Genomic DNA, 20,334 nt, shown 5'->3' with positions numbered 1-20,334 from the left:
CGATCAGCCGATTCACCGAGAACGGAGACAGTCCGAGCGACAGCGCCGCCGAAGTCTGGCTCGCGTGCACCGACTCGGGCCGCGGATGGATCAGCTGCCGAAGAAGACCTCGGCCTCGGCGTACCGCTCCAGCGGCACGGTCTTCAGCTCGCGGGTGGCCTCGGCCAGCGGGACGCGGACGATGTCCGTGCTCTGCATGGCGACCATCTTGCCCCAGTCGCCCTCGTGGGCCGCGTCGATCGCCTGGAGGCCGAGCCGGGTGGCGAGCACCCGGTCGAAGGCGCTCGGGGTGCCGCCGCGCTGGATGTGCCCGAGCACGACCGTGCGGGCCTCCTTGCCGGTCTTGGCCTCCAGCTGCTCGGCGAGCCACTGGCCGATGCCGCCGAGGCGGACGTGGCCGAACGCGTCGAGCTCCTGGTTGTGCAGGACCATCTGGCCGTCCAGCGGCTGGGCGCCCTCGGCGACCACGACGATCGGGGCGTACTGGTGCTGGAAGCGCTTCTCGACGTAGCCGGCGACCTGCTCGACGTCGAACTGCCGCTCCGGCAGCAGGATCACGTTGGCGCCGCCGGCCAGGCCGGCGTGCAGGGCGATCCAGCCGGCGTGCCGGCCCATCACCTCGACCACCAGGGTGCGGTGGTGGCTCTCGGCGGTGGTGTGCAGCCGGTCGATCGCCTCCATCGCGATGTTGACGGCGGTGTCGAAGCCGAAGGTGTAGTCGGTGGCGCCGAGGTCGTTGTCGATAGTCTTCGGCACGCCGATCACGTGGACCCCGAGCTCGTGCAGCTTGGTGGCCACGCCGAGGGTGTCCTCGCCGCCGATCGCGATGAGCGCGTCCACGCCCTGCGCGGCGAGGTTCTCCTTGATCCGCTCGACGCCGTTCTCGATCTTGAAGGGATTGGTCCGGGACGAACCGAGGATGGTGCCGCCGCGCGGCAGGATGCCGCGGACCTCCGCGATGCCCAGGGGGCGGGACAGGCCCTCCAACGGGCCCTTCCAGCCGTCCCGGAAACCCACGAACTCGTGGCCGTAGCTGGCGACGCCCTTGCGGACCACCGCCCGGATGACCGCGTTGAGACCTGGGCAGTCGCCGCCGCCGGTGAGCACGCCGATACGCATGATCTGCTCATCCTCCTGGAGCATCAGGTGTAGCCCGATTTGCCCCAGGATATGTGTCGGATCAGACCATCGGCGCCGTTGCCGGCCCGGGGCGGGCCGTCAGTGCGCACTGTAGTCGCCGCGGGTGTGCGCCGACACCGCGCCCCGGGCCGGTTCCACCGGCCGGTCGCCCTACCGGTCAGTAGCTGACCTCGCGGTTCTCCCCCGCCTTCGGCGGCTTGCCGGTCACCGCCGCCTTCGCGTAGCCGAACAGGTTGACCACTGTGCTCGACGGCGAGTCCCAGTACTCCGCGGAGCTGGCGTGCACCTTGACCAGGGTGGTCCGGGAACCAGGCCTTCAGCAGCGGGTTCCACAGCTGTTCGGCCTTCGCCCGGTCGTACCCCTCCCGAGCCGTGCCCGAGACCGACACCCAGGCGTTGCGCCGGGAGTCGGAGAAGGAGACGTTGACCTCCGGGTTCACGCGGATCTGCCGGACCTTGGCGGAGTCGGCGTACGCGAAGAACCACAGGTCCCCGTCGAACTCCGCCTCCTGCAGGCCCATCGGACGGCTCACCATCCGGCCGTCCACCGCGGTCGTGGTCAGCATGCAGATCCGCGCCTCCCGGACCAGCTCGGTGACCCGGCCCCGGGCCTCGGCGGCGCTTGTCGGTTCGTTGCTCATGGGACGCTCCCTCACATCGGCTCGACGTCGCACCGGTGCCCGGGACAGAACCGACCAAACCTACGAACCGGTCATCGCCCGCCACCGGGCCAGGTTGTGTCGGGCGTCGACCAGCGCGTCGTGCCGCGCCGCGTCGGCGTCCGGCAGGGGCGGCCGGCCCCGGTCGTCCCAGAGCTGGCGCAGGTCCTTCGTGAACCGGGGGATCTCCCGGGGCAGCGCCGGCATGGCGCCCCACAGCTGCGCCAGGGCGACGTGGTCGTACGCGGCGTACCAGGCCCAGAGCTCCAGTTGCTCGCCCGGGCGGTCCCGGACCGGCTCGACGAGGAAGTCGTACAGCTCGTCGCGGATGCGCTCGCGGGAGCGCCAGGCACGGTTCGCCGGGGAGGGCAGCTTGTCGAGCACGTTGCGGCGCACCCAGGGCACGGCCCGCGAGTCGTCGAACTCGGTCGAGACGGCGTAGAACTCGCGGCCGTACTCGTCGACGACGCCGATCGACACCAGGTCGACGAGCCGGCCGTCCTCGATGAACTCGCAGTCGTAGAAATAGCGGTAGACCATCACCCGTCATCCTCGCCCACGCCCCCGGCGTCCCGGCGGGCGGGGCGGCCGGATCGCCTCCCACCACGCCGGTCGCCGCAGCTCGGGAGTGTCACGGAAGTGATTTGAGGGGTGTACAGCAAGCGACCGGAGCGTCATGATCTGATGTGTACCGCTACCGGACGCCGAACCGGTGTCAGTTCACCTCGTCGAGGGCCTTCAGGTTCACCCGGTGAGCGAGTTGTGGTCCTTGACCGGGGAGGGGTTGGGCCGTGGAGATGCGCCTACCGGAGCCGGGTGACGCGCTCACGGGTGTGGAGATGTTCGCCGGGCTGGAGCCGGAGGTCCGGCAACGGGTGATCGCCGCGGCGGTCCCCCGCACATACCGCAAGGGTCAGTTGCTCTTCGTCGAGAACGACCCCGGCGAGTCCCTCATCGTCCTGCGCCGGGGCGCGATCGCGGTCTTCCGCACCGCGCCGACCGGCGAGCGCGCCGTGCTGCACGTCATCCGTCCGCCCGACGTGCTGGGCGAGGTCTCCCTGCTCGACGCGTCCACCCGCTCGGCCTCGGCCGAGGCGATCGAGGACAGCGCGGCCCTCGCGCTGTCCCGGGGCGCGTTCATGGAGCTGGTGCATTCCAACCCGCGCATCCTCGACGCCGTGATGCGCTCGCTCGGCGGGCTGATCCGCCGGCTGACCGAGCAGAACGCCGACCACGTCTTCCTGGACCTGCCCGGCCGGGTGGCCAAGACCCTGGTGCGGCTGGCCGGCGAGAGCCAGGCCCCGATGATCACCATCGAGCTCAACCAGAGCCAGCTCGCGGAGATGGCCGGCGGCTCGCGGCAGAGCGTCAACCAGGCCATCGGGTCGTTCGCCAACCGGGGCTGGCTGCGCACGGAGGGCCGGCGGATCGTGGTCACCGACGTGGCGGCGCTGCGCCGCCGCGCCGGGATGAGCGAGCGCTGAGACGTACGCGAAGAAGGGGCCGGAGCGGTTGCTCCGGCCCCTTCCGCGTGTGGGGGTGTCAGGGAGTGGCGCTGCCCGGCCCGACCCAGTTGGTGGTGCTGCCCGGCCCGACCCACTCCGTGCCGTCCTTGCCGCCGCCGGACTGCTCGCTGACGATCCCCTGCGCCTGGAGCGCGGCCAGCGTGGCGGCGTCCACGTCGACGGAGTCGCCCGCGAGGTGGCTCACCCCGTTGCCGTCGGTCCAGTCGCTCTGCAACATCACGTACACCATCGGGAATCCCCCTGTGGTCAATGGTCGAAAATCAGCCGCCTGACTGTAACCGCAGGACCGGCCGGTGGACTGTCCACAAGCCAACAGCCCGGTACCCGACAACTGGACAGACAGCGATACTGACACCTGCACGGTGCCGATCCCGGCGCCGGCGGGATCGCCAGTGGAGGGTGTCATCGCCACGCAGTGTGACCGCTGTGGACGCACGGCCGCCGGGGGCGACCGCTTCTGCGGCGGCTGCGGCAACGAGCTGGGCGCGGTCTGTCCGCACTGCCTCCGCCCGCTCGCGCGGGACGTGGCGTTCTGCACCTCCTGCGGCGCGGCCCGGCCGGGCACCCAGCGGCAGCCGGCCCCGCAGGAGGACCGCCGCCGGGTCAGCGTGCTCTTCGTCGACCTGATCGACTTCACCCCGTACGTCGAGCGGGCGGACCCGGAACTGGTGCGCGGCATGCAGACCGGGTTCTTCTCGGCCGCCCGCCGGGTCGTCGGGCAGTACGGCGGGGTGGTGGAGAAGTACATCGGCGACGCGGTGATGGCCCTGTTCGGCGCGCCCGTGGCGACCGAGACCGACGCGCTGCGCTGCGTCCGGGCCGGCCTGGAGCTGCAACGGGTGCTGACCCGGTTCGCCCCCACCGGCGCGGACGCGCTGCGCTTCCGGGTCGGGGTGGCCACCGGCGAGGCGCTGGTCGACGTGGCCGCCGCCCGCGACGGCGGCCAGGCGATCGTGGCCGGCGACGTGGTCAACACGGCCTCCCGGATGCAGTCCGTCGCGCCGCCGGGCGGGGTGCTGGTCTGCGGCGTGACGCACGGCCTCACCCGGGACGCCATCCGCTACTCCGAACAGCCGCCGGTCACCCTGCGCGGGCGGTCGACGACGACCGAGGTGTGGCTGGCCCTGTCCCCGGTCCGCCGGCAGCCGACCGACCGGCAGCCGGACGTCACGCCGCTGATCGACCGCGAACACGAGCTGGGGATGCTGGTCAACGCCCTGCACCGGTCGCTGCGCGACCGGCGCCCGCAGGTGGTGACCGTCTTCGGCCGGGCCGGGCTGGGCAAGAGCCGGCTGGTGCGGGAGCTGTACCGGCACGTGGACCGGCTGGTCGACGAGCCGCTGACCTGGCGGATCGGGCGGTGCCCGCCGTTCGGCGAGAACGTGACGTTCGCGGCGCTGGCGGACATCGTCAAGTCCGAGGCCGGCATCCTGGACACCGACCCGGCGTCCAGCGCCGCCCAGCGGCTCGCCTCGGCCGTCGGCGAGCTGGTCGGCCCGGGCGAGCGGCAGCGCCTCGTCGACGCCCTGCGGCCGCTGGTGGGCCTGCCGGGGACCGCGCTGCCGGCCGAGGAGACCGAGTCGGCGTGGCGGCGCTTCCTGCTCGCCCTGGCCGCGCGCCGGCCGACCGTGCTGGTCTTCGAGGACCTGCACTGGGCCGACGACGCGATGCTGCGCTTCGTGGAGCTGCTCGGCACCGCCGCCCGGGACGTGCCGCTGCTGCTGCTCTGCACCGCCCGGCCCGAACTCATCGACCGGGACCCGAGCTGGGCGGGGACGATCACCGGCTCGGTGACCATCACCCTGCCCCCGCTGCGGGACACGGGCATCGCCGCGCTCTACGCCCACCTGTTCGGCCGGGCGGCCTTCTCCGCCGACATGCTCACCCCGCTGATCGAGGTCGCCGGCGGCAACCCGCTCTACGCCCACGAGTACGTCCGGATGCTCATCGAGCAGGGCGCGCTGCGTCAGTCCGGGCGGGGCTGGTCGCTGGAGAAGCACCTCGACCTGCCGATGCCGGAGAGCGTGCACGCCGTCATCGCCAACCGCATCGACCTGCTCGACGCCAAGGAACGCACGGTGCTGCTGGCCGCCGCCGTGGTCGGCGTGCAGTTCTGGCCGGGGGCCGTGGCCGCCGCGCTCGGGCAGCCCGTCGAGTCGGTGGAGCGCGCGCTGCGCCGGCTGGAGCAGCGCGACTTCGTGCACGAGCAGGCCGCCTCCACCATGGCCGGGCAGCCGGAGTACCGGTTCCGGCACGTGCTGGTGCGCGACGTCTGCTACCAGCGGCTGCCCCGCACCGAGCGGGTGGCGCGGCACGAGCGGACGGCGCAGTGGCTGGACATGCTCTCGCAGAGCCGGGACACCGACCTGGCCGAGGTGCTGGCCCACCACCGGTGGGCGGCCCACGAGATCGCCCGGACGCTGGGCGTGGAGATCAGTGGCTTCGCCAGCGCCGCCCGGGCCGCGCTGCACCGGGCGGCCCGCCGGGCGTACGCGCTGCACAGCCTCGACGTCGCGGCGAGCCACGCGGGCCGGGCGCTCGGACTGGCCGACGACTCCGACCCGGTCGGCCGGCTCCAGCTGGAGCTGCTCAGCACCGAGATCTCCTTCTACCGGGACGGCAACGGCTTCCTCTCCGGCGGCGGCCCCGAGCAGGTGCAGGCGCTCGCCGACCGGCTGCTGGCGCACGGCGACGACGCCTGCGCGGCACGCGCCTGGACGCTGCTCGGTCAGGCCGCGTGGCTGCGCGCCGACCGGGCCGCCGCCCTGGCCTGCCTGGACCGGGCCGTGCAGCTCTTCGCCCCGCTGCCGGACAGCCCCCAGAAGGCGGACGCCTACGCCGAGCTGGGCCGGCTGCACATGCTGAACTACGAGCGGGATCCGGCGGTGGCCGCGGCCGAACGGGCGGCGGAGATCGGCGAGCGGCTGGGGCTGACCGAGACCCGGACCAACGCCCAGATCACCTCGGCCATCGCCCGCTACCAGGCGGGCGACCGGTCCGGCCTGGACGAGCTGCACGCGATCGTGGAGGTCAGCCGCGCCAACCAGCTGATCGCCCTGCCCCGGGCCATCCAGAACCTCGTCTACGCCGTCTGCGAGGAGGGCGACTGGCTGCGCTCCGACGCGCTGCTCTCGTCGTTGCCGAAGCGCAAGGCCAGCGGGCAGACGCTGACCACGAGCTACTCGGCGGAGGCGATGCGCGCCTGGTTCGAGGGCGACTTCGACCGGCTGCTGGCCGCCGCCGAGGCCTTCGTGGACACCCCGACGGGCAGCTGGGACATGCAGGTCCGTGGCCTGCGTTCCTGCCTGCTGGTGCTGCGGGGCGGGCGGGTGCCGCCGGCCCGCGCCCAGGCCGGCGACGTCGGCGCGTTCCGCGACGACGTGGCGGCCGCGCTCGACGCCGCGCGGCGCAGCGGCTTCCACCGGTTGCACTGGACGATGCTGGGGATGGGCGCGCTCTGCCGGGCGTTGCAGGGGCACCGGGAGGAGGCGGCGGCGCTGATCGACGAACTGGCCGACTCCTGGTCGGCCGTGCCGGCCCTGGCCAGCGGCGAGTGGATCGCGGCGGCCGGGTACGCGGCCAGCCTCGCCGGGCGGGACTCGGCGGCCCGGGTGCGCATGATGCTGGACCAGGTGGGTCACCGCACGCCCTGGTCGGAGGCGGCGCGGCGGACGGTGACCGGCGCGCTGGCCGCCGCGGACGGCGACCACCGGCGGGCCGCGGAGCTGCACCTGGCCGGCGCCGAGATCTACGCCGGCATCCCGGACGTGACCGACCGGATGCTCGCGCTGACCTTCGCGACGGTGGAGCTGGAGCGGGCCGGCGAGCCGACGGCGGGCCGCCCGGAGCTGGCCGAGCTGCGCGCCTTCGCGCTGCGCAACGACGCCCCCGTCCTGCTGGGGCTGACCCGCCCCCCGACGACCTCCACCAACCCCGCCGGCACGGCCGTGGCCTGCTGACACGGCGACGCGGAGGGCAGGCCCGTCAGGCGGGGACCGGTTCGCGGGGGGTGGGGCCGGTGGGCGGGTTCTTGGCCTTCTGGGCGTACATGTCGACGTACTCTCGGCCGGAGAGTTCCATCAGCTCGTACATGATCTCGTCGGTCACCGCGCGCTCGACGAACCGGTCGCCGGCCATCCCCGCGTAGCGCGAGAAGTCCAGCGGCGGGCCGAACCGGATCCGCACCCGGGCGATCTTGGGGATCAGCTTGCCGGGCGGCTGGATCTCGTCGGCGTTGAGCATCGCCGTCGGGACCACCGGGGCGCCGCTCTCCAGGGCCAGCCGGGCCACGCCGGTCTTGCCCCGGTAGAGCCGCCCGTCCGGCGAGCGGGTGCCCTCGGGATAGATGCCGGCGATGCCGCCGCCGCGCAGCACCCGCAGCTGGGTGTCGAGGGCCGCCCGGGCCGCCCGGCCGCCCGAGCGGTCGACCGGGATGGTGCCGGAGCCGACGAAGAACATCTTGGTCAGCCAGCCCTTGACGCCCTTGCCGGTGAAGTACTCGGCCTTGGCGATGAACGTCACCCGCCGCTTCACGACCAGCGGCGTGAAGATCGAGTCGGAGAACGACAGGTGGTTGCTGGCGAGGATCACCGGCCCGGTGTCGGGCACGTGGTGCAGCCCCTCGACCTGCGGGCGGAAGACCAGCCTCAGCAGCGGGCCGAGGAGGACGTACTTCATCAGCCAGTACAGCACCGGCGTCCCTTCACAGAGGTGGTCGCGACGCCACGCGGTCGCCCGCGGGTCGGTCGTGGGCATGAGCCTACGAACCCGATGCCGGCCGCCACAACGTGATCCGGCCCGCGACGCGCTGCCGTCCACCCCGGACGCCGACGATCGGACACCTGGCGGCGAGCGACGGGCGACGGGCGGTGGGCGGCGGACGGCGAGCGACGGATGGCGGACGGCGGACGGCGGACAACGGGAGGCAGCGGCAGCGGCGGGCGGGTGTCGCCTGTCGACGTACCGCCGCCGGCCGTCTATACCGCACCGGGCGACGGCCGGTGGGGACGCCCGTCGGCTCCGCCGGGCGGCCGGCGGGACCTACGCTCGGGGGTGTGCGGGTGGCCGAGGCGCAGCGGGAAGCCGGGACGGCGGCGGGCGGGCTGGTCCGGCTGCGCCGGGCCACGGTGCTGGACCTGCTCATCGGCGTCGCCGTCTCGACCGTCGTGGCGCTGGCGATCACCGCGAACCTGGGCGGCGACCGGGGGCGCGACGTCCCCGCCTACCTGTTCGCCGTCGGGCTCGGCGCGCTCGTGCTCCTCCGCCGCCGCGCGCCGACCACCGTGCTGGTGGTCAGCGCCGCCGGCCTGGTCGCCTACTACGTGGCCGGCTACCCGCCGGTCGGGCTGGCCCTCCCCCTCGCCGCGGCGCTCTACTCGGCGGCCGAGGCCGGGCAGCTGCGCTGGGCGGTGCTCGTCGGGCTCGGCCTGCTCGTCGTCTCCACCGCGTTCCGCGCGATGGACGGCGCGAGCGTCGCGTACCTCATCGGCTTCGAGCTGGCCTCCAGCGTCGCCATCATGGCCGCCGCGATCGCCCTCGGCGACGGGGTCCGGTCCCGGCGGCTGCGGCGCCGCGAGCAACGGTGGCGGCTGCGGCAGCTGGAACGCGACCACGCCTGGGAGGCCGCCCGCCGGGTCGAGGAGGAACGGCTCCGGATCGCCCGGGACCTGCACGACGTGATCGCCCACCACATCTCCGTCATCTCGCTGCACGCCGGCGTGGCCGACGAGGCCCTCGACGACGACCCGGCCGCCGCCCGGGCCGCCCTGGGACACGTCCGCTCGGCCACCACCCAGGTCGCCCGGGAACTGCGCACCACCCTCGGTCTCCTGCGCGACCCGGCCGTGGCCGAGCCCCGGCAACCGGTGGCGGGGCTGGCCGGGCTGGACGCCCTGGCCGCCGGCGCGCGGGCCACCGGGCTGCGGATCGCCGTCCACCGGCGCGGCGAGCTGACCGGTCTGCCCGCCGCCGTCGACTCGACCGCCCACCGGCTGATCCAGGAGGCGCTGACCAACACCCTGCGCCACGCCGGCGCGAGCAGCGTCGAGATCGACGTCGTCCGCGGCCCCCGCACCCTCGCCGTCGCCGTCCGCGACGACGGCCGTGGGCAGCGCGAGGACGCCCCGCGCGGGTACGGGCTCGGCGGCATGCGGGAGCGCACCGCCCTGCTCGGGGGCACCGTCACCGCCGGCAACCGACCCGGCGGCGGGTTCGAGGTACGCGCCGAACTACCCCTGGGAGGGACCACGTGATCCGGGTGGGACTCGTCGACGACCAGCACCTGGTCCGCGCGGGGCTGCGTGCGCTGCTGAACCGGGCGCCGGACATCGAGGTCGTCGGCGAGGCGGGCGACGGCGACGCGGCGTACCGGCTGGCGGTCACCGAGCGGCCGGACGTCCTGCTGATGGACGTCCGGATGCCCGGCACGGACGGCATCGAGGCCACCCGCCGGATCGTCGCCGACGAGCGGCTCGCCGACGTGCGGGTCGTCGTGCTCACCACGTTCGACACCGACGAGTACGTCTTCGAGGCGATCCGGGCCGGCGCGGCCGGCTTCCTGCTCAAGGACACCGGCCCCGACGAGCTGCGGGGGGCGGTGCGCGTCGTCCGGGCCGGGGACGCCCTGCTCTCCCCCGCGGTGACCCGGCGGGTCATGGCCGCGGTGCGCTCCGGCGGCCGGGAGCCGGACCCGGCCCGGCTGGGGTCGCTGACCGCCCGGGAGCGGGAGGTGCTGGCCGAGGTCGCCGCCGGCCGGTCGAACGACGAGATCGGCGCGGTCCTGCACATCAGCCCGGCGACCGCCCGGACGTACGTGAGCCGGCTGCTGGCCAAGCTGCACGCGCGGGACCGGTCGCAGCTCGTCGTGGCGGCGTACGAGAGCGGCCTGGTGCGGCCGGGAGCGTCGCCCGCCCCGGACTGACCGGCGGTCGGCCCGCGCGCCGGCGTCCCGGGCGGCACCGCCGACGGGGCTCCGTTGAAAAGCATTCAGCAAGAACGGACATAAATCCCCTGTCGCCACCTGCGGCAGGGGCTCTGACTTCGTACGCCGCGCCACAAGGCACTCCCGGAACCGGGTCCGGACGTGTCACGATTCAAGGCACGGCGTGCGGGTCGGCGCCGAGGGGGCTCAGGCGGCCGCGCCGCGGGCGCGTGATGAGGAGGATGTCCGGTGTCAGCGGGTGGGGCCCGCCGGGGACGGCGGGACAACGGGCTCGACGCGAGCGAGTACGCCGTCGCCGGCGACGTGGATCCGCGCGTCGGTGAGCACCTGCTCGACGTCCTGGCCGCCGGCGGGATCGCCGCCTACCTCCAGCCCTCGGCCGACCTCAACCCGGTCACCCGCACCACCACCGTCCCGCCCCGCCCCGTCGACCGGCTCTACGTCGACCGGTCGCACCTGAGGACCGCGCGGGACTACCTGACCCAACTCGCGGACGAGACGGCCCCCGAGAAGCCCCGCGACGACGAGCCGGACATCGAGGCCGAGTGGGCCCGCATCGTCGCCGGCTTCCACACCACCGCTCCCCGCGGCGGTGACAACCCGTGGCCCGCCGCCGAGGACGTGGACGACACGCCCGGCCCCGCCGGCGGTCCGGTGACCCTCGGCACGGCCGACGAGCCCGCCGGACCGACCGCCACCGACGTGCGCCGGCTGCCCTACGCGGCCGACATCTCGGGCGTCTCCCTCTCCCCGGGCCGGCAGGACGAGCCGTCGCTGCTCGACGGGCTGGACACCTTCGGCGCGGACCTGCCCGACGACGAGTCGGAGGACGAGCGCTACACCCCGCCGCCACCCCCGCCCCTGCCCCGCTTCTCGAAGTACGCGGTGGTCGGCGTGCTGGCCATCGTGCTCGGCTTCGTGCTCTTCCTGTTCCCCTCGGTCTTCCCGGTGGCCGACCCCTCGGTGGTCAACCTGTTCGGCTTCACCGGCATCCTGGCCGGCTTCGTCGCGCTGATCTGGCGGCTGCGGCCCGGTGACGACGACGAGCGCGACCCGGACGACGGCGCGGTCGTCTGACCGGCGGTCCATCCACCGGCGTTCCTGCCCGCATCCCGGGACGACAGACGCCCCGCGCCGGGGGAGCGACACTGGTGTAACTTACTGTCAGTAGGAATACCGCTGTCCGTCACATCCCCTCGCTGACTGCCCGGTTGTTCCTCCGCTGCGGCGGTCACTCCCCTGCTGATCGGAATGCCCGAGATGCGACAGAGTTCCCTCGTGGTGGTAGCCAACCGCCTGCCCATCGACGACAGTGTGGCGCCCGACGGCGCCTGCGAATGGCGCCGCAGTCCCGGCGGCCTCGTCAGCGCCCTCCATCCCCTCCTGCGGCACACCCCGGCGACGTGGGTCGGGTGGGCCGGCGGCACCGGTCCGGCGCCCGCGCTGCCCGACGTGGACGGCGTCCGCATGCACACCGTCGCGCTGAGCGCCGACGACCTGCGCGACCACTACGAGGGGTTCGCCAACGCCACCCTCTGGCCGCTCTACCACGACTCGGTGGAGCAACCGGAGTACCACCGGCGCTGGTGGGAGGCGTACCAGCGGGTCAACCAGCGGTTCGCCGAGGCCACGGCCGACGTGGCCGAGCCCGGCGCGGTGGTCTGGGTGCAGGACTACCACCTGCAACTGGTGCCCGGCCTGCTCCGGGAGCTGCGGCCGGACCTTCGGATCGGCTTCTTCCTGCACGTGCCCTTCCCGCCACCCGAGCTGTTCATGCAGCTCCCGCGCCGCGCCGAGCTGCTGCGCGGGATGCTCGGCGCCGACCTGATCGGCTTCCAGCGCTCCCAGGCCGCGCACAACTTCGCCCAGCTCGTGGCGAAGGTGCTGGAGGTCCCCGCCACCGATCGGCGGATCGCCGTCGACGACCGGGTGGTCCGGATCGGCGCCTTCCCCGTCTCCATCGACACCGTGGAGATGGCCGCGCTGGCCACCCGGCCCGACGTGGTCGACCGGGCCGCCCGGCTGCGCCGCGACCTCGGCAGTCCCGAGCAGGTGGTCCTCAGCGTCGACCGGATGGACTACACCAAGGGCATCGAGCAGCGGCTCAAGGCGTACAGCGAGCTGCTCGCCGACGGGCACGTCAAGGTGCGCGACACCGTGCTCGTGCAGGTGGCGGTGCCCAGCCGGGAACGGGTCGGGCAGTACCAGATCCTCCGCGAGCGGGTGGAACGGGAGGTCGGGCGGATCAACGGCGAGTTCGGCCGGGTCGGCGAGCCGGCCATCCACTACCTGACCCAGCCGTTCGACCGCGCCGAGCTGGCCGCGCTCTACCGGGTCGCCGACGTGATGGCGGTGACCCCGCTGCGCGACGGGATGAACCTCGTCGCCAAGGAGTACGTGGCCGCCCGGGTCGACGGGACGGGCGCGCTGCTGCTCAGCGAGTTCGCCGGCGCCGCCGCCGAGCTGCCGCAGGCGTACCTGGTCAACCCGCACGACCTGGAGGGGCTCAAGCAGGGGCTGCTCGCCGCGCTGCGGGGCAGCCCCGACGACCTCGGCGCGCGGATGCGGACCATGCGGGCGCACCTGCACCGGCACGACATCCGGGCGTGGGCCCGCTCCTACCTCTCCGCCCTCGACGACAGCGGCTCCCTGCTGACCCGGCTGGGGGCCGCCGGCTGACGCCGGCGACGCGGCCCGGGTCGGTCAGGGCCGGCCGGTCGGTGCCGGGTCCTTCTCCAGCCAGTCCAGGATCGCGTCGACCGGCTCCCGCCACCGGGCGTCGAGCATCATGTCGTGCCCCATGCCGGGGAAGAGCAGCGGGGCCGAGCCGTACCGCCGGGCCGCCCGGGTCAGCGCCCCCGCCGGGACGACCCGGTCGTCGGGGCTGCCCAGCACCAGCACCGGCGGGTCGCCCACCGCCGGCTCCGCGGCCCGCCCGGTCAGCAGCTGCCACTGGGCCCGCCGGCCGGCCCGGCCCAGCCGGGCCACGTACCGCCGGGACTCCGCCTCGGGCAGCTCCCGGCTGAACAGCTGGCGGCGGTGCAGCCGCAGCGGCCCGCCGAACACCGCCGGCAGCGTGCCGAGCGGGTTGCGGCGCAGCGCCGCCCCGAACGTCGCCCAGCCGCCGAGCACCGGCGCGACCAGCACCGCGGCCCGGGCCGGGTAGCGGGCCAGGGCGTGGGCGACCACCAGGGCCCCGGCACCGTGCCCCACCAGCACCGCCTGGCGCGGCAGGCCCGCCGCCACCTGGGTCACGTCGTGGGCGTACGTCCGCAGCGTCGCCTCCGGCGCCGGCCCGCTGTCGCCGTGCCCCCGCAGGCTGAGCGCGTACGCCGGGAAGCCCCGGGACGCGGCGTGGCCGAGCCAGTGCTCGGCGAACGCCCAGGCGCCGTGCCCGAAACCCGGTACGAAGAGCAGCGGCGGACGCCCCTGTTCCACCTCGGGGGCCGCGCTGAGCACCTCACGCCGGACCGGGCGGACCGGGCGGGCCCACTCCCGCCCCCGCATGACCCGCACCTGACTCACTGTTCCGGCCTTTCGTTCGCGACTGCGGGGCTCCGCTGCGCTGCACTCCTCGCGCTCACCGGGCCCGGCCTTTCGTTCGCGACTGCGGGGCTCCGCTGCGCTGCACTCCTCGCGCTCACCGGGCCCGGCCTTTCGCTCGCGACTGCGGGGCTCCGCTGCGCTGCACTCCTCGCGCTCACCGGGAGCCCTCCAGGTCGTGCAGCGCGCGCTGCACGGCGCGCAGGTAGTCGGCGTGGCCCACCTCGAACCAGTGCCGGCTGCTGTCCTTGACGGGCCCGGCGTACCGCTCCCCCGCCTTCGCCGACACCCGGGCGGCGAAGGCGGCCGCCCGGTCGGGACGGGTCACGCGCAGCCGCAGCAGCCGGGCGAAGAGCACCGTCTGCCAGTGCGACAGGGGGAAGATGCCCGAGTCCGGCTGCACCAGCCCGGCCACGGCCAGCGTCGGGCGGTCGGGGACGAAGGCGTTCAGCCAGAGCCTCGGGCGGCCCTCCCCCGCGTCGTCGCCGAGCACCTTCGGGTCGAGGAACTCGAAGCGCGGCAGGTAACCGGTGGCGAAGACGACCAGATCCGGGTCGATCTCCCGGCCGTCGGAGAGCTCGACGGCGTACGGGTGGAAGCGGACGACGTCCGGCACCGGCGCGATCTCGCCGTGGCCCACGTAGTAGACGAGCTGGCTGTTGGCGATCGGGTGCGTCTCGTAGACCCGGTGGTCCGGCTTCGGCAGGCCGAAGCGGGTCAGGTCGCCGACGGTCAGCCGCAGCGTCCAGTGGTAGAGCCACTGCCGCACCCGCAGCGGCACGCGCAGCGCCAGCAGCGCGTCGTTGACCTGGTCGGCGGGGCGGCCGAGGACGTACTTCGGGGCGTACCAGTAGCCCCGGCGGGTGGAGTGCCAGCAGCGCGACGCCTGCTGGGCGGCCTCGACGGCGATGTCGCAGCCGGTGTTGCCGGCGCCCACCACCAGCACCCGCTTGCCGCGCAGCTGCGCCGGGTCCTTGTAGGACGAGGCGTGCATGACCTCGCCCCGGAACTCCTCCAGCCCTTCGTAGCGGGGCAGCTTCGGCGACCAGTTGTGGCCGTTGGCGACCACCACGGCCGCGTAGCGCGAGGTGCGTTCCGGGCCGTAGCCGCCGGTGCTGCGGGTGGTCACGTCCCAGCGGTCGCCCGCGACGGGCTCCACCCGGACGACCTCGGTGCCGAACCAGATGTGCCCGCGCAGGTCGAAGTGGTCGGCGTACCGCTCGAAGTACGACAGCAGCTGGCTGTGGTGCGGGTAGTCCGGCCAGTCGTCCGGCATCGGGAAGTCGGGGAACTGGGTGAACGGCCGCGACGAGATCAGGTGCGTGCTCGCGTACACCGGGCTGCGGTCGTGCCGCCAGTTCCAGGCGCCGCCGACGCCGGTCTCCCGCTCGTAGCAGTCGACGCCGAAGCCGTGCTCCCTGAGGTTCTTGATGGCCGTGAGACCGCTGGCCCCGGCCCCGACGACGCAGACGGTGTCGCCCCGGTCGGAGACCGGCCGGCCGTCGCGGGTCAGGGCGAGAGTGCTCGCCTCCGGGTCGGGCCGGCCGTGGTCGGTGGAGGTGGACACCGGGATCTCCTTTTGTGCGGCACGAGTGCCGGGTCGCGCAGCATCCTCTCCACAACGGAGCGGGTTGTCCAGCCCCGAACGCGGCGGACGGTCAGTCGGCGGCGGGCAGCAGCAGGTCGACCAGGACCGGGAAGTGGTCGCTGGCGCGACGGGTCTGCGGGGTGTCCACCACGTCGTAGTCGGCCACCGTGATCCGCGGGTCGACGAAGAGGGCGTCGATCCGCCGCCGGGGGTTCGCGCAGGAGTAGGTGAGCCGGTCGGCCCGGTCCATCGCCACGGCGGCGTCGGTCAGGCCGCGCGCCACGGTGGCCCACGCCGGCCCGTCCGGCCCCTCGTTCAGGTCGGCCGCGGCGACCACCGGCGTGCCGGCGGCGTCCAGCTCGCGCTTGAACAGCGCGGCCTGCGCGGGCCGCTCGGCCGGGTCGGTGGACAGGTGCGACCCGGCCAGGGTGAACCGGGCCGCGCCGGCCACCACGCACTCGGCGTACGCGGCGCCGCGCAGGTGCCGGCCGGGGGTGAGCGGAAAGCGCTGGCACCTCTCGGCCACCACCCGCACCCGCAGGCTGGTCAGCAGCAGGTTGCCCAGCGCGGGCAGCCCGCCGGCCGCCACCACCAGGCCGAACGACTCCGCCAGCGCCGCCGACTTCTGCCGCCATCGGAACCGGCGCGGCCCCTCCTGCACGATCACCACGTCCGGCCGGACGTCGCGGACCACCGCCGCCAGCGCGGCCGTGTCGTCCCGCTGGCTGTGGATGTTGTACGACACGACGCGCAGCGGCACGCCCGGGTTCTGCGTCACGGTCGCCGCCTCAGACCCGGCGGGCCAGATCGGCGGCGCCGATGACGCCGGCGGTGTTGCCCAACTCGGCCGGACGGATCTCGGCGACCGGGAGGCGGCTGCGCTGGGCGAGGGCGTCGGCGAACGACCGGCGCGTCGGGCCGAGCAGCAGGTCCCCGGCGTCGATCACCCCGCCGCCGACGACGAGCACCTGCGGGTCGAGAATCTGCGCCATGTCGGCCAGGCTGGTGCCGAGCCAGCGCCCGACCTGCGCGAACGCCTCGGTGGAGACCGGGTCGCCGGCCTGCGCGGCGGCGGTGACCATGGGTCCGGTGACGGCCTCGGCCTCGCCGCCGGCCAGTTCCAACAGGGCGCCGGCGCGGTGCGGCTCCTGCCGGGCGGCGGCGCGGGCGAACCGCACCAGGGCGCTGCCGCTGGCGTACTGCTCGATGCAGCCGAGCCGGCCGCAGCCGCACTGGTGGCCGTCCGGCACCGTCAGCATGTGGCCCAGTTCGGCGGCGATGCCGTTGGCGCCGCGCAGCAGTTCCCCGCCGAGCACGATGCCGCCGCCGACGCCGGTGCCGATGGTGAACATGACCATCGAGTCGTCGGCGTCGCGGGCCGCGCCGTGGCGGAACTCGGCCCAGGCCGCCACGTTGCCGTCGTTCTCCACGATCACCGGCAGGCCGGTCGCCGCGCTCACGTAGTCGCGCAGCGGCTCGTCCCGCCACGCCAGGTTCGGTGCGAACAGCACGGTCGAGCGGCTGGCGTCGATCCAGCCGGCCGCGCCGATGCCGACCGCCGCGACCGCGTGCCCCGCCGCCAGGTCGCGGACCAGTTCGGTGATGACGTCCCGGGTCTTGGCGACGTCGTCGGCGGGGGTGTCCCGTCGGGCCTGCACGAGGACCGTGCCGGCGGCGTCCACGACACCACCGGCCACCTTCGTGCCACCGACGTCGACTCCGATGGTCAGCGTCACCGCCGCCACTCCCCTCTGCTGTGCTGCCCGCACCGGCGCCGGCGGACGACCGGCGCGTGGTCGGGATGTGCGTTGGTCAGGCCCCGTCGCCCGGGGGTTGCTCGCCCTCGTCGCCGGGTGCCCGGGACGCGGGAACCACGGGCCCGTCGGTGGACGTCCGGACGGTCACCGCAGCGGCCGGCCCGGCGACGTCGACGGGCGGCACGGCGGCCGGGGCGGCCTCGTCCTCCGCCCGCGTGGCGGCGGACCAGACGTCCCGCTCCGGTGCCGGCTGAGAATCATGCCCGCTACGGGTGGCCTCGCGCCACACGTGGTCGTCCCCGCCATCCGGGCCGGGGGTCGTCGCCGGTCCGGCGGAGGCGTCGGCGGGGGCTTCGGCCGGGGCGAAGGCGCGCAGCAGGCTGGCCACCCCGGCGGCCAGGTCGCCCGCGCCGGTGGCGAGGCGCTCGGCGAATTCGGGACTCGGATCGCGCAGGGCCGCGATGCCCCGGCAGACCGGACAGACGCAGCACTCGGCCGCACCGGTGGCGAAACCGCCCACGGTCGGCCCGGCCGACCCGCCCGGGCTGCCGCTGTGACCGAGGACACTCGACACGATCCCACCGAGCGGACCCCACTGGCCGCCCTTCGAGCCGGCCGCGGCCAGCCGGGCGGCGGCCAGCGCCGTGGCGACCAGACGTTCGGCCTCTTCCCGGGCCGAACCCGGATCCGTTGCACCCACGTTCGGCTCCCCTACCCTGCCGCCGGAGGCGTCACTGCGCCGCACCGGATGCTTCTACCCGGCGCTTGAGCTGCTTCAACGCCGTATCCATGATCATTTTTTCGGCCTTGCGGCGGAACATGCCGAGCATCCCGACGGAGAGCTCGACCTCCAGGGTGTAGGTCACCGTCGTGCCGCCGTCCGGGTTGCCGTCCAGGTCGTACGAGCCGCGCTGGAACTTCTGCATCTTCGAGGGCGCCACCAGGTGCCACTCGATGCGGGAGAGGTCCTCGGCGTACTCGTAGGCCAGCACGTACTCGTCGGCCATCACGCCGGCGTCGATGGTGAACCGGACCTGGCTGGCGTAGCCGTCCTCGTACTCCTCGATCACCTCCACCCGGCGCACCGCCTCGGTCCACTCGGGGTAGCTCGGGAAGTCGCAGATGACCGCCGCCACCTGCTCCGGTGACGCGCCGATGACGATCGACTGGGTGGAGGTGTCCGCCATGGGGGGAGGCTACCCGGCACCGGCGGCGCGCACGCCGCGCCGCCCCCGGCACGCCGGATCGGGCGTCCGGCGGCGGGCCGCGGGCAGCCTGGACGGCCTGCCTTTTCACCCCCGGCACCGGGGCGGGTAGGTTCGACAGAGCCGACCAGTGGTGGCGGCCCGCCCGGCCAGTGAGCACGAGGGAGTGCAGGTGCGCGAGTTCTCCGTCCCGCCGATCGTCACCGTCGGCGACGCGGCCAACCTCACCGACCCGGTCTGGGACAACGCCGAGGCCGCCCCGGACGAGGTCCAGTTCGTCCGCCCCGCCGGCGGCGCCTGGGCCGACGTCACGTGCCGGCAGTTCCGCGACGAGGTCGTCGCGGCGGCCAGGGGCCTGGTCGCCGCCGGCGTCCAGCCCGGCGACCGGGTCGGCCTGATGAGCCGCACCCGCTACGAGTGGACCCTGCTGGACTACGCGATCTGGGCGGCCGGCGCGGTCACCGTGCCGATCTACGAGACCTCCAGCGCCGACCAGGCCGCCTGGATCCTGTCCGACTCCGGCGCGGTGGCCTGCGTGGTGGAGAGCAACGCGCACGCCACCCTGGTCGCCGGTGTCCGGGACCGCCTGCCCGACCTGCGCGACGTCTGGCAGATCGACCTGGACGCCGTGGCCGAGCTGGTCCGCTCCGGCGCGGCGGTCGACCCGGCGGAGATCGACCGGCGGCGGGCCGCCGTCCGCGCCGACGACCTCGCCACCATCATCTACACCAGCGGCACCACCGGCCGCCCCAAGGGCTGCGTGCTGACCCACCGCAACATGTACGCCGACATCGCCAACGCGGTGCCGGTGCTGCCGAACCTGTTCGGGCGGGGCGCCTCGACCCTGCTCTTCCTCCCGCTGGCGCACGCCTTCGCCCGGCTCATCCAGATCGGCGTGGTGCAGGCGCGGGCCACCATGCGGCACTGCGCGGACCCCAAGAACCTGGTCGCCGAGCTGCAGGAGTTCCGCCCCACCTTCGTGCTCTCGGTCCCCCGGGTGTTCGAGAAGGTCTACAACGGCGCCAAGCAGAAGGCCGAGGCCGACGGCAAGGGCAGGATCTTCGCCCGCGCGGAGCAGGTCGCCATCGCGTACAGCGAGGCGCTGGAGACCCGCGGCGGTCCCGGCCTGGCGCTGCGCGCCCAGCACGCGCTCTTCGACAAGCTGGTCTACCGCAAGCTGCGGGCGGCGCTCGGCGGCCGGTGCCGGGACGCCATCTCCGGCGGCGCCCCGCTCGGCGCCCGGCTGGGCCACTTCTTCCGCGGCATCGGCGTCAACGTGTGCGAGGGCTACGGCCTGACCGAGACCTCCCCCGCCGCCGCCGCGAACCTGCCCGACGCCACCCGGATCGGCTCGGTCGGCCGGCCGCTGCCGGGGGTCACCATCCGGATCGACGACGACGGCGAGATCCTGATCGCCGGCGACCTGATCTTCCAGGGCTACTGGCGCAACGAGGCGGCGACCGCCGAGGCGCTCAGCGCGGACGGCTGGTTCCGCACCGGCGACCTGGGGCAGCTCGACGGCGACGGCTTCCTCAGCATCACCGGCCGGAAGAAGGAGATCATCGTGACGGCCGGCGGCAAGAACGTCGCCCCCGCCGTGCTGGAGGACCAGGTCCGGGCCCACCCGCTGGTCAGCCAGTGCGTGGTGGTCGGCGACCGGGCGCCGTTCATCGCCGCGCTGGTCACCATCGACGAGGAGGCGCTGCCGCGCTGGCTCGCGTCGGCCGGCCTGCCGGCGGACACCCCCGTCGAGAAGCTGCGCGACCACGAAGGGTTGCGGGCCGAGATCCAGGGTGCCGTCGACGCCGCCAACCAGGCGGTCTCCAAGGCCGAGGCGATCAAGGTGTTCCGGATCCTGCCCCACGACTTCACCGAGGCGACCGGCGAGCTGACCCCGTCGCTGAAGGTCAAGCGGCAGGTGGTGCACACGTCGTACGCGGCGGAGATCGCCGACATCTACCGAGGCTGACTACCAT

The 20,334-nt window shown here is 74.3% G+C and carries 17 protein-coding genes and 1 pseudogene; 7 read left to right on the top strand and 11 right to left on the bottom strand.

What is annotated here, in order from left to right; genetic code table 11:
* Nucleotides 1–90: 90 nt before the first annotated feature.
* From AB0G13_RS13335 to AB0G13_RS13325, 3 genes and pseudogenes are all read right to left on the bottom strand, one after another.
* Nucleotides 91–1,119, bottom strand: coding sequence for a 6-phosphofructokinase (locus AB0G13_RS13335; RefSeq protein ID WP_357873187.1), 1,029 nt, complete (start codon nt 1,117–1,119; stop codon nt 91–93).
* Nucleotides 1,120–1,297: 178 nt separating this feature from the next.
* Nucleotides 1,298–1,706: pseudogene (locus tag AB0G13_RS13330) on the bottom strand (pyridoxamine 5'-phosphate oxidase family protein).
* Nucleotides 1,707–1,841: 135 nt separating this feature from the next.
* Complete coding sequence (locus AB0G13_RS13325; RefSeq protein WP_089003323.1) at nt 1,842–2,339, bottom strand: polyadenylate-specific 3'-exoribonuclease AS; 498 nt, start codon at nt 2,337–2,339, stop codon at nt 1,842–1,844.
* 251 nt (nt 2,340–2,590) lie between these two features.
* Here AB0G13_RS13325 and AB0G13_RS13320 point away from each other — a divergent pair, with 251 nt between their 5' ends.
* Nucleotides 2,591–3,283, top strand: a complete 693-nt coding sequence (locus AB0G13_RS13320; protein WP_357873177.1) for a Crp/Fnr family transcriptional regulator — start codon at nt 2,591–2,593, stop codon at nt 3,281–3,283.
* Between the two features lie 58 nt (nt 3,284–3,341).
* On the opposite strand, the gene AB0G13_RS13315 is transcribed toward AB0G13_RS13320, so the two are convergent.
* Entirely contained in the window at nt 3,342–3,554 is a 213-nt protein-coding gene (locus AB0G13_RS13315) for a hypothetical protein (RefSeq protein ID WP_357873175.1), read from the bottom strand.
* A 163-nt stretch (nt 3,555–3,717) separates the two neighbouring features.
* Between AB0G13_RS13315 and AB0G13_RS13310 the strand changes: the two genes are divergently transcribed.
* A complete protein-coding gene (locus AB0G13_RS13310) occupies nt 3,718–7,284 on the top strand; it encodes an adenylate/guanylate cyclase domain-containing protein (RefSeq protein ID WP_357873173.1) in 3,567 nt (1,188 codons plus the stop codon).
* Between the two features lie 25 nt (nt 7,285–7,309).
* Here the strand turns inward: AB0G13_RS13310 and AB0G13_RS13305 are convergent, their stop codons facing one another.
* The gene (locus AB0G13_RS13305; RefSeq protein WP_357873171.1) at nt 7,310–8,017 is read right to left on the bottom strand and encodes a lysophospholipid acyltransferase family protein; all 708 of its coding nucleotides are present in this window, start codon (nt 8,015–8,017) and stop codon (nt 7,310–7,312) included.
* A 362-nt stretch (nt 8,018–8,379) separates the two neighbouring features.
* Here AB0G13_RS13305 and AB0G13_RS13300 point away from each other — a divergent pair, with 362 nt between their 5' ends.
* The 4 genes from AB0G13_RS13300 (at nt 8,380) to AB0G13_RS13285 (ending at nt 12,944) form a co-directional block, all read left to right on the top strand.
* Nucleotides 8,380–9,576: a histidine kinase gene (locus AB0G13_RS13300; RefSeq protein ID WP_357873169.1), complete on the top strand. Its 1,197-nt coding sequence runs from the start codon at nt 8,380–8,382 to the stop codon at nt 9,574–9,576.
* Nucleotides 9,573–10,244, top strand: a complete 672-nt coding sequence (locus tag AB0G13_RS13295; RefSeq protein ID WP_357873165.1) for a response regulator transcription factor — start codon at nt 9,573–9,575, stop codon at nt 10,242–10,244. The genes AB0G13_RS13300 and AB0G13_RS13295 overlap by 4 nt, the downstream gene beginning before the upstream one ends.
* A 249-nt stretch (nt 10,245–10,493) precedes the next feature.
* Entirely contained in the window at nt 10,494–11,342 is an 849-nt protein-coding gene (locus tag AB0G13_RS13290) for a DUF308 domain-containing protein (protein ID WP_357873162.1), read from the top strand.
* Nucleotides 11,343–11,525: 183 nt separating this feature from the next.
* Entirely contained in the window at nt 11,526–12,944 is a 1,419-nt protein-coding gene (locus AB0G13_RS13285; RefSeq protein ID WP_357873160.1) for a trehalose-6-phosphate synthase, read from the top strand.
* A gap of 24 nt (nt 12,945–12,968) precedes the next feature.
* Here the strand turns inward: AB0G13_RS13285 and AB0G13_RS13280 are convergent, their stop codons facing one another.
* The 6 genes from AB0G13_RS13280 to AB0G13_RS13255 all read right to left on the bottom strand — a co-directional run bounded on the left by AB0G13_RS13280 (nt 12,969) and on the right by AB0G13_RS13255 (nt 18,340).
* Nucleotides 12,969–13,772 (bottom strand): alpha/beta fold hydrolase, encoded by an 804-nt coding sequence (locus AB0G13_RS13280; RefSeq protein WP_357873185.1) that lies wholly within the window; start codon nt 13,770–13,772, stop codon nt 12,969–12,971.
* Nucleotides 13,773–13,965: 193 nt separating this feature from the next.
* Entirely contained in the window at nt 13,966–15,375 is a 1,410-nt protein-coding gene (locus tag AB0G13_RS13275) for an NAD(P)-binding domain-containing protein (RefSeq protein WP_357873158.1), read from the bottom strand.
* Nucleotides 15,376–15,466: 91 nt separating this feature from the next.
* Entirely contained in the window at nt 15,467–16,174 is a 708-nt protein-coding gene (locus tag AB0G13_RS13270; RefSeq protein ID WP_357873156.1) for an endonuclease/exonuclease/phosphatase family protein, read from the bottom strand.
* 10 nt (nt 16,175–16,184) lie between these two features.
* Entirely contained in the window at nt 16,185–17,132 is a 948-nt protein-coding gene (locus AB0G13_RS13265) for an ROK family glucokinase (protein ID WP_357873154.1), read from the bottom strand.
* Nucleotides 17,133–17,208: 76 nt separating this feature from the next.
* Nucleotides 17,209–17,853 (bottom strand): hypothetical protein, encoded by a 645-nt coding sequence (locus tag AB0G13_RS13260; protein ID WP_357873152.1) that lies wholly within the window; start codon nt 17,851–17,853, stop codon nt 17,209–17,211.
* A 31-nt stretch (nt 17,854–17,884) separates the two neighbouring features.
* Nucleotides 17,885–18,340: an SRPBCC family protein gene (locus AB0G13_RS13255; protein ID WP_357873150.1), complete on the bottom strand. Its 456-nt coding sequence runs from the start codon at nt 18,338–18,340 to the stop codon at nt 17,885–17,887.
* Between the two features lie 190 nt (nt 18,341–18,530).
* On the opposite strand from AB0G13_RS13255, the gene AB0G13_RS13250 reads away from it, so the two are divergent.
* Nucleotides 18,531–20,327: a long-chain fatty acid--CoA ligase gene (locus AB0G13_RS13250; RefSeq protein ID WP_357873147.1), complete on the top strand. Its 1,797-nt coding sequence runs from the start codon at nt 18,531–18,533 to the stop codon at nt 20,325–20,327.
* Nucleotides 20,328–20,334: the final 7 nt, after the last annotated feature.

Origin of the sequence: Micromonospora sp. NPDC023633, assembly GCF_040640035.1 — a bacterium.
Lineage (GTDB): Bacteria > Actinomycetota > Actinomycetes > Mycobacteriales > Micromonosporaceae > Micromonospora.
This window is presented reverse-complemented; position numbering and strand designations above follow the sequence as displayed.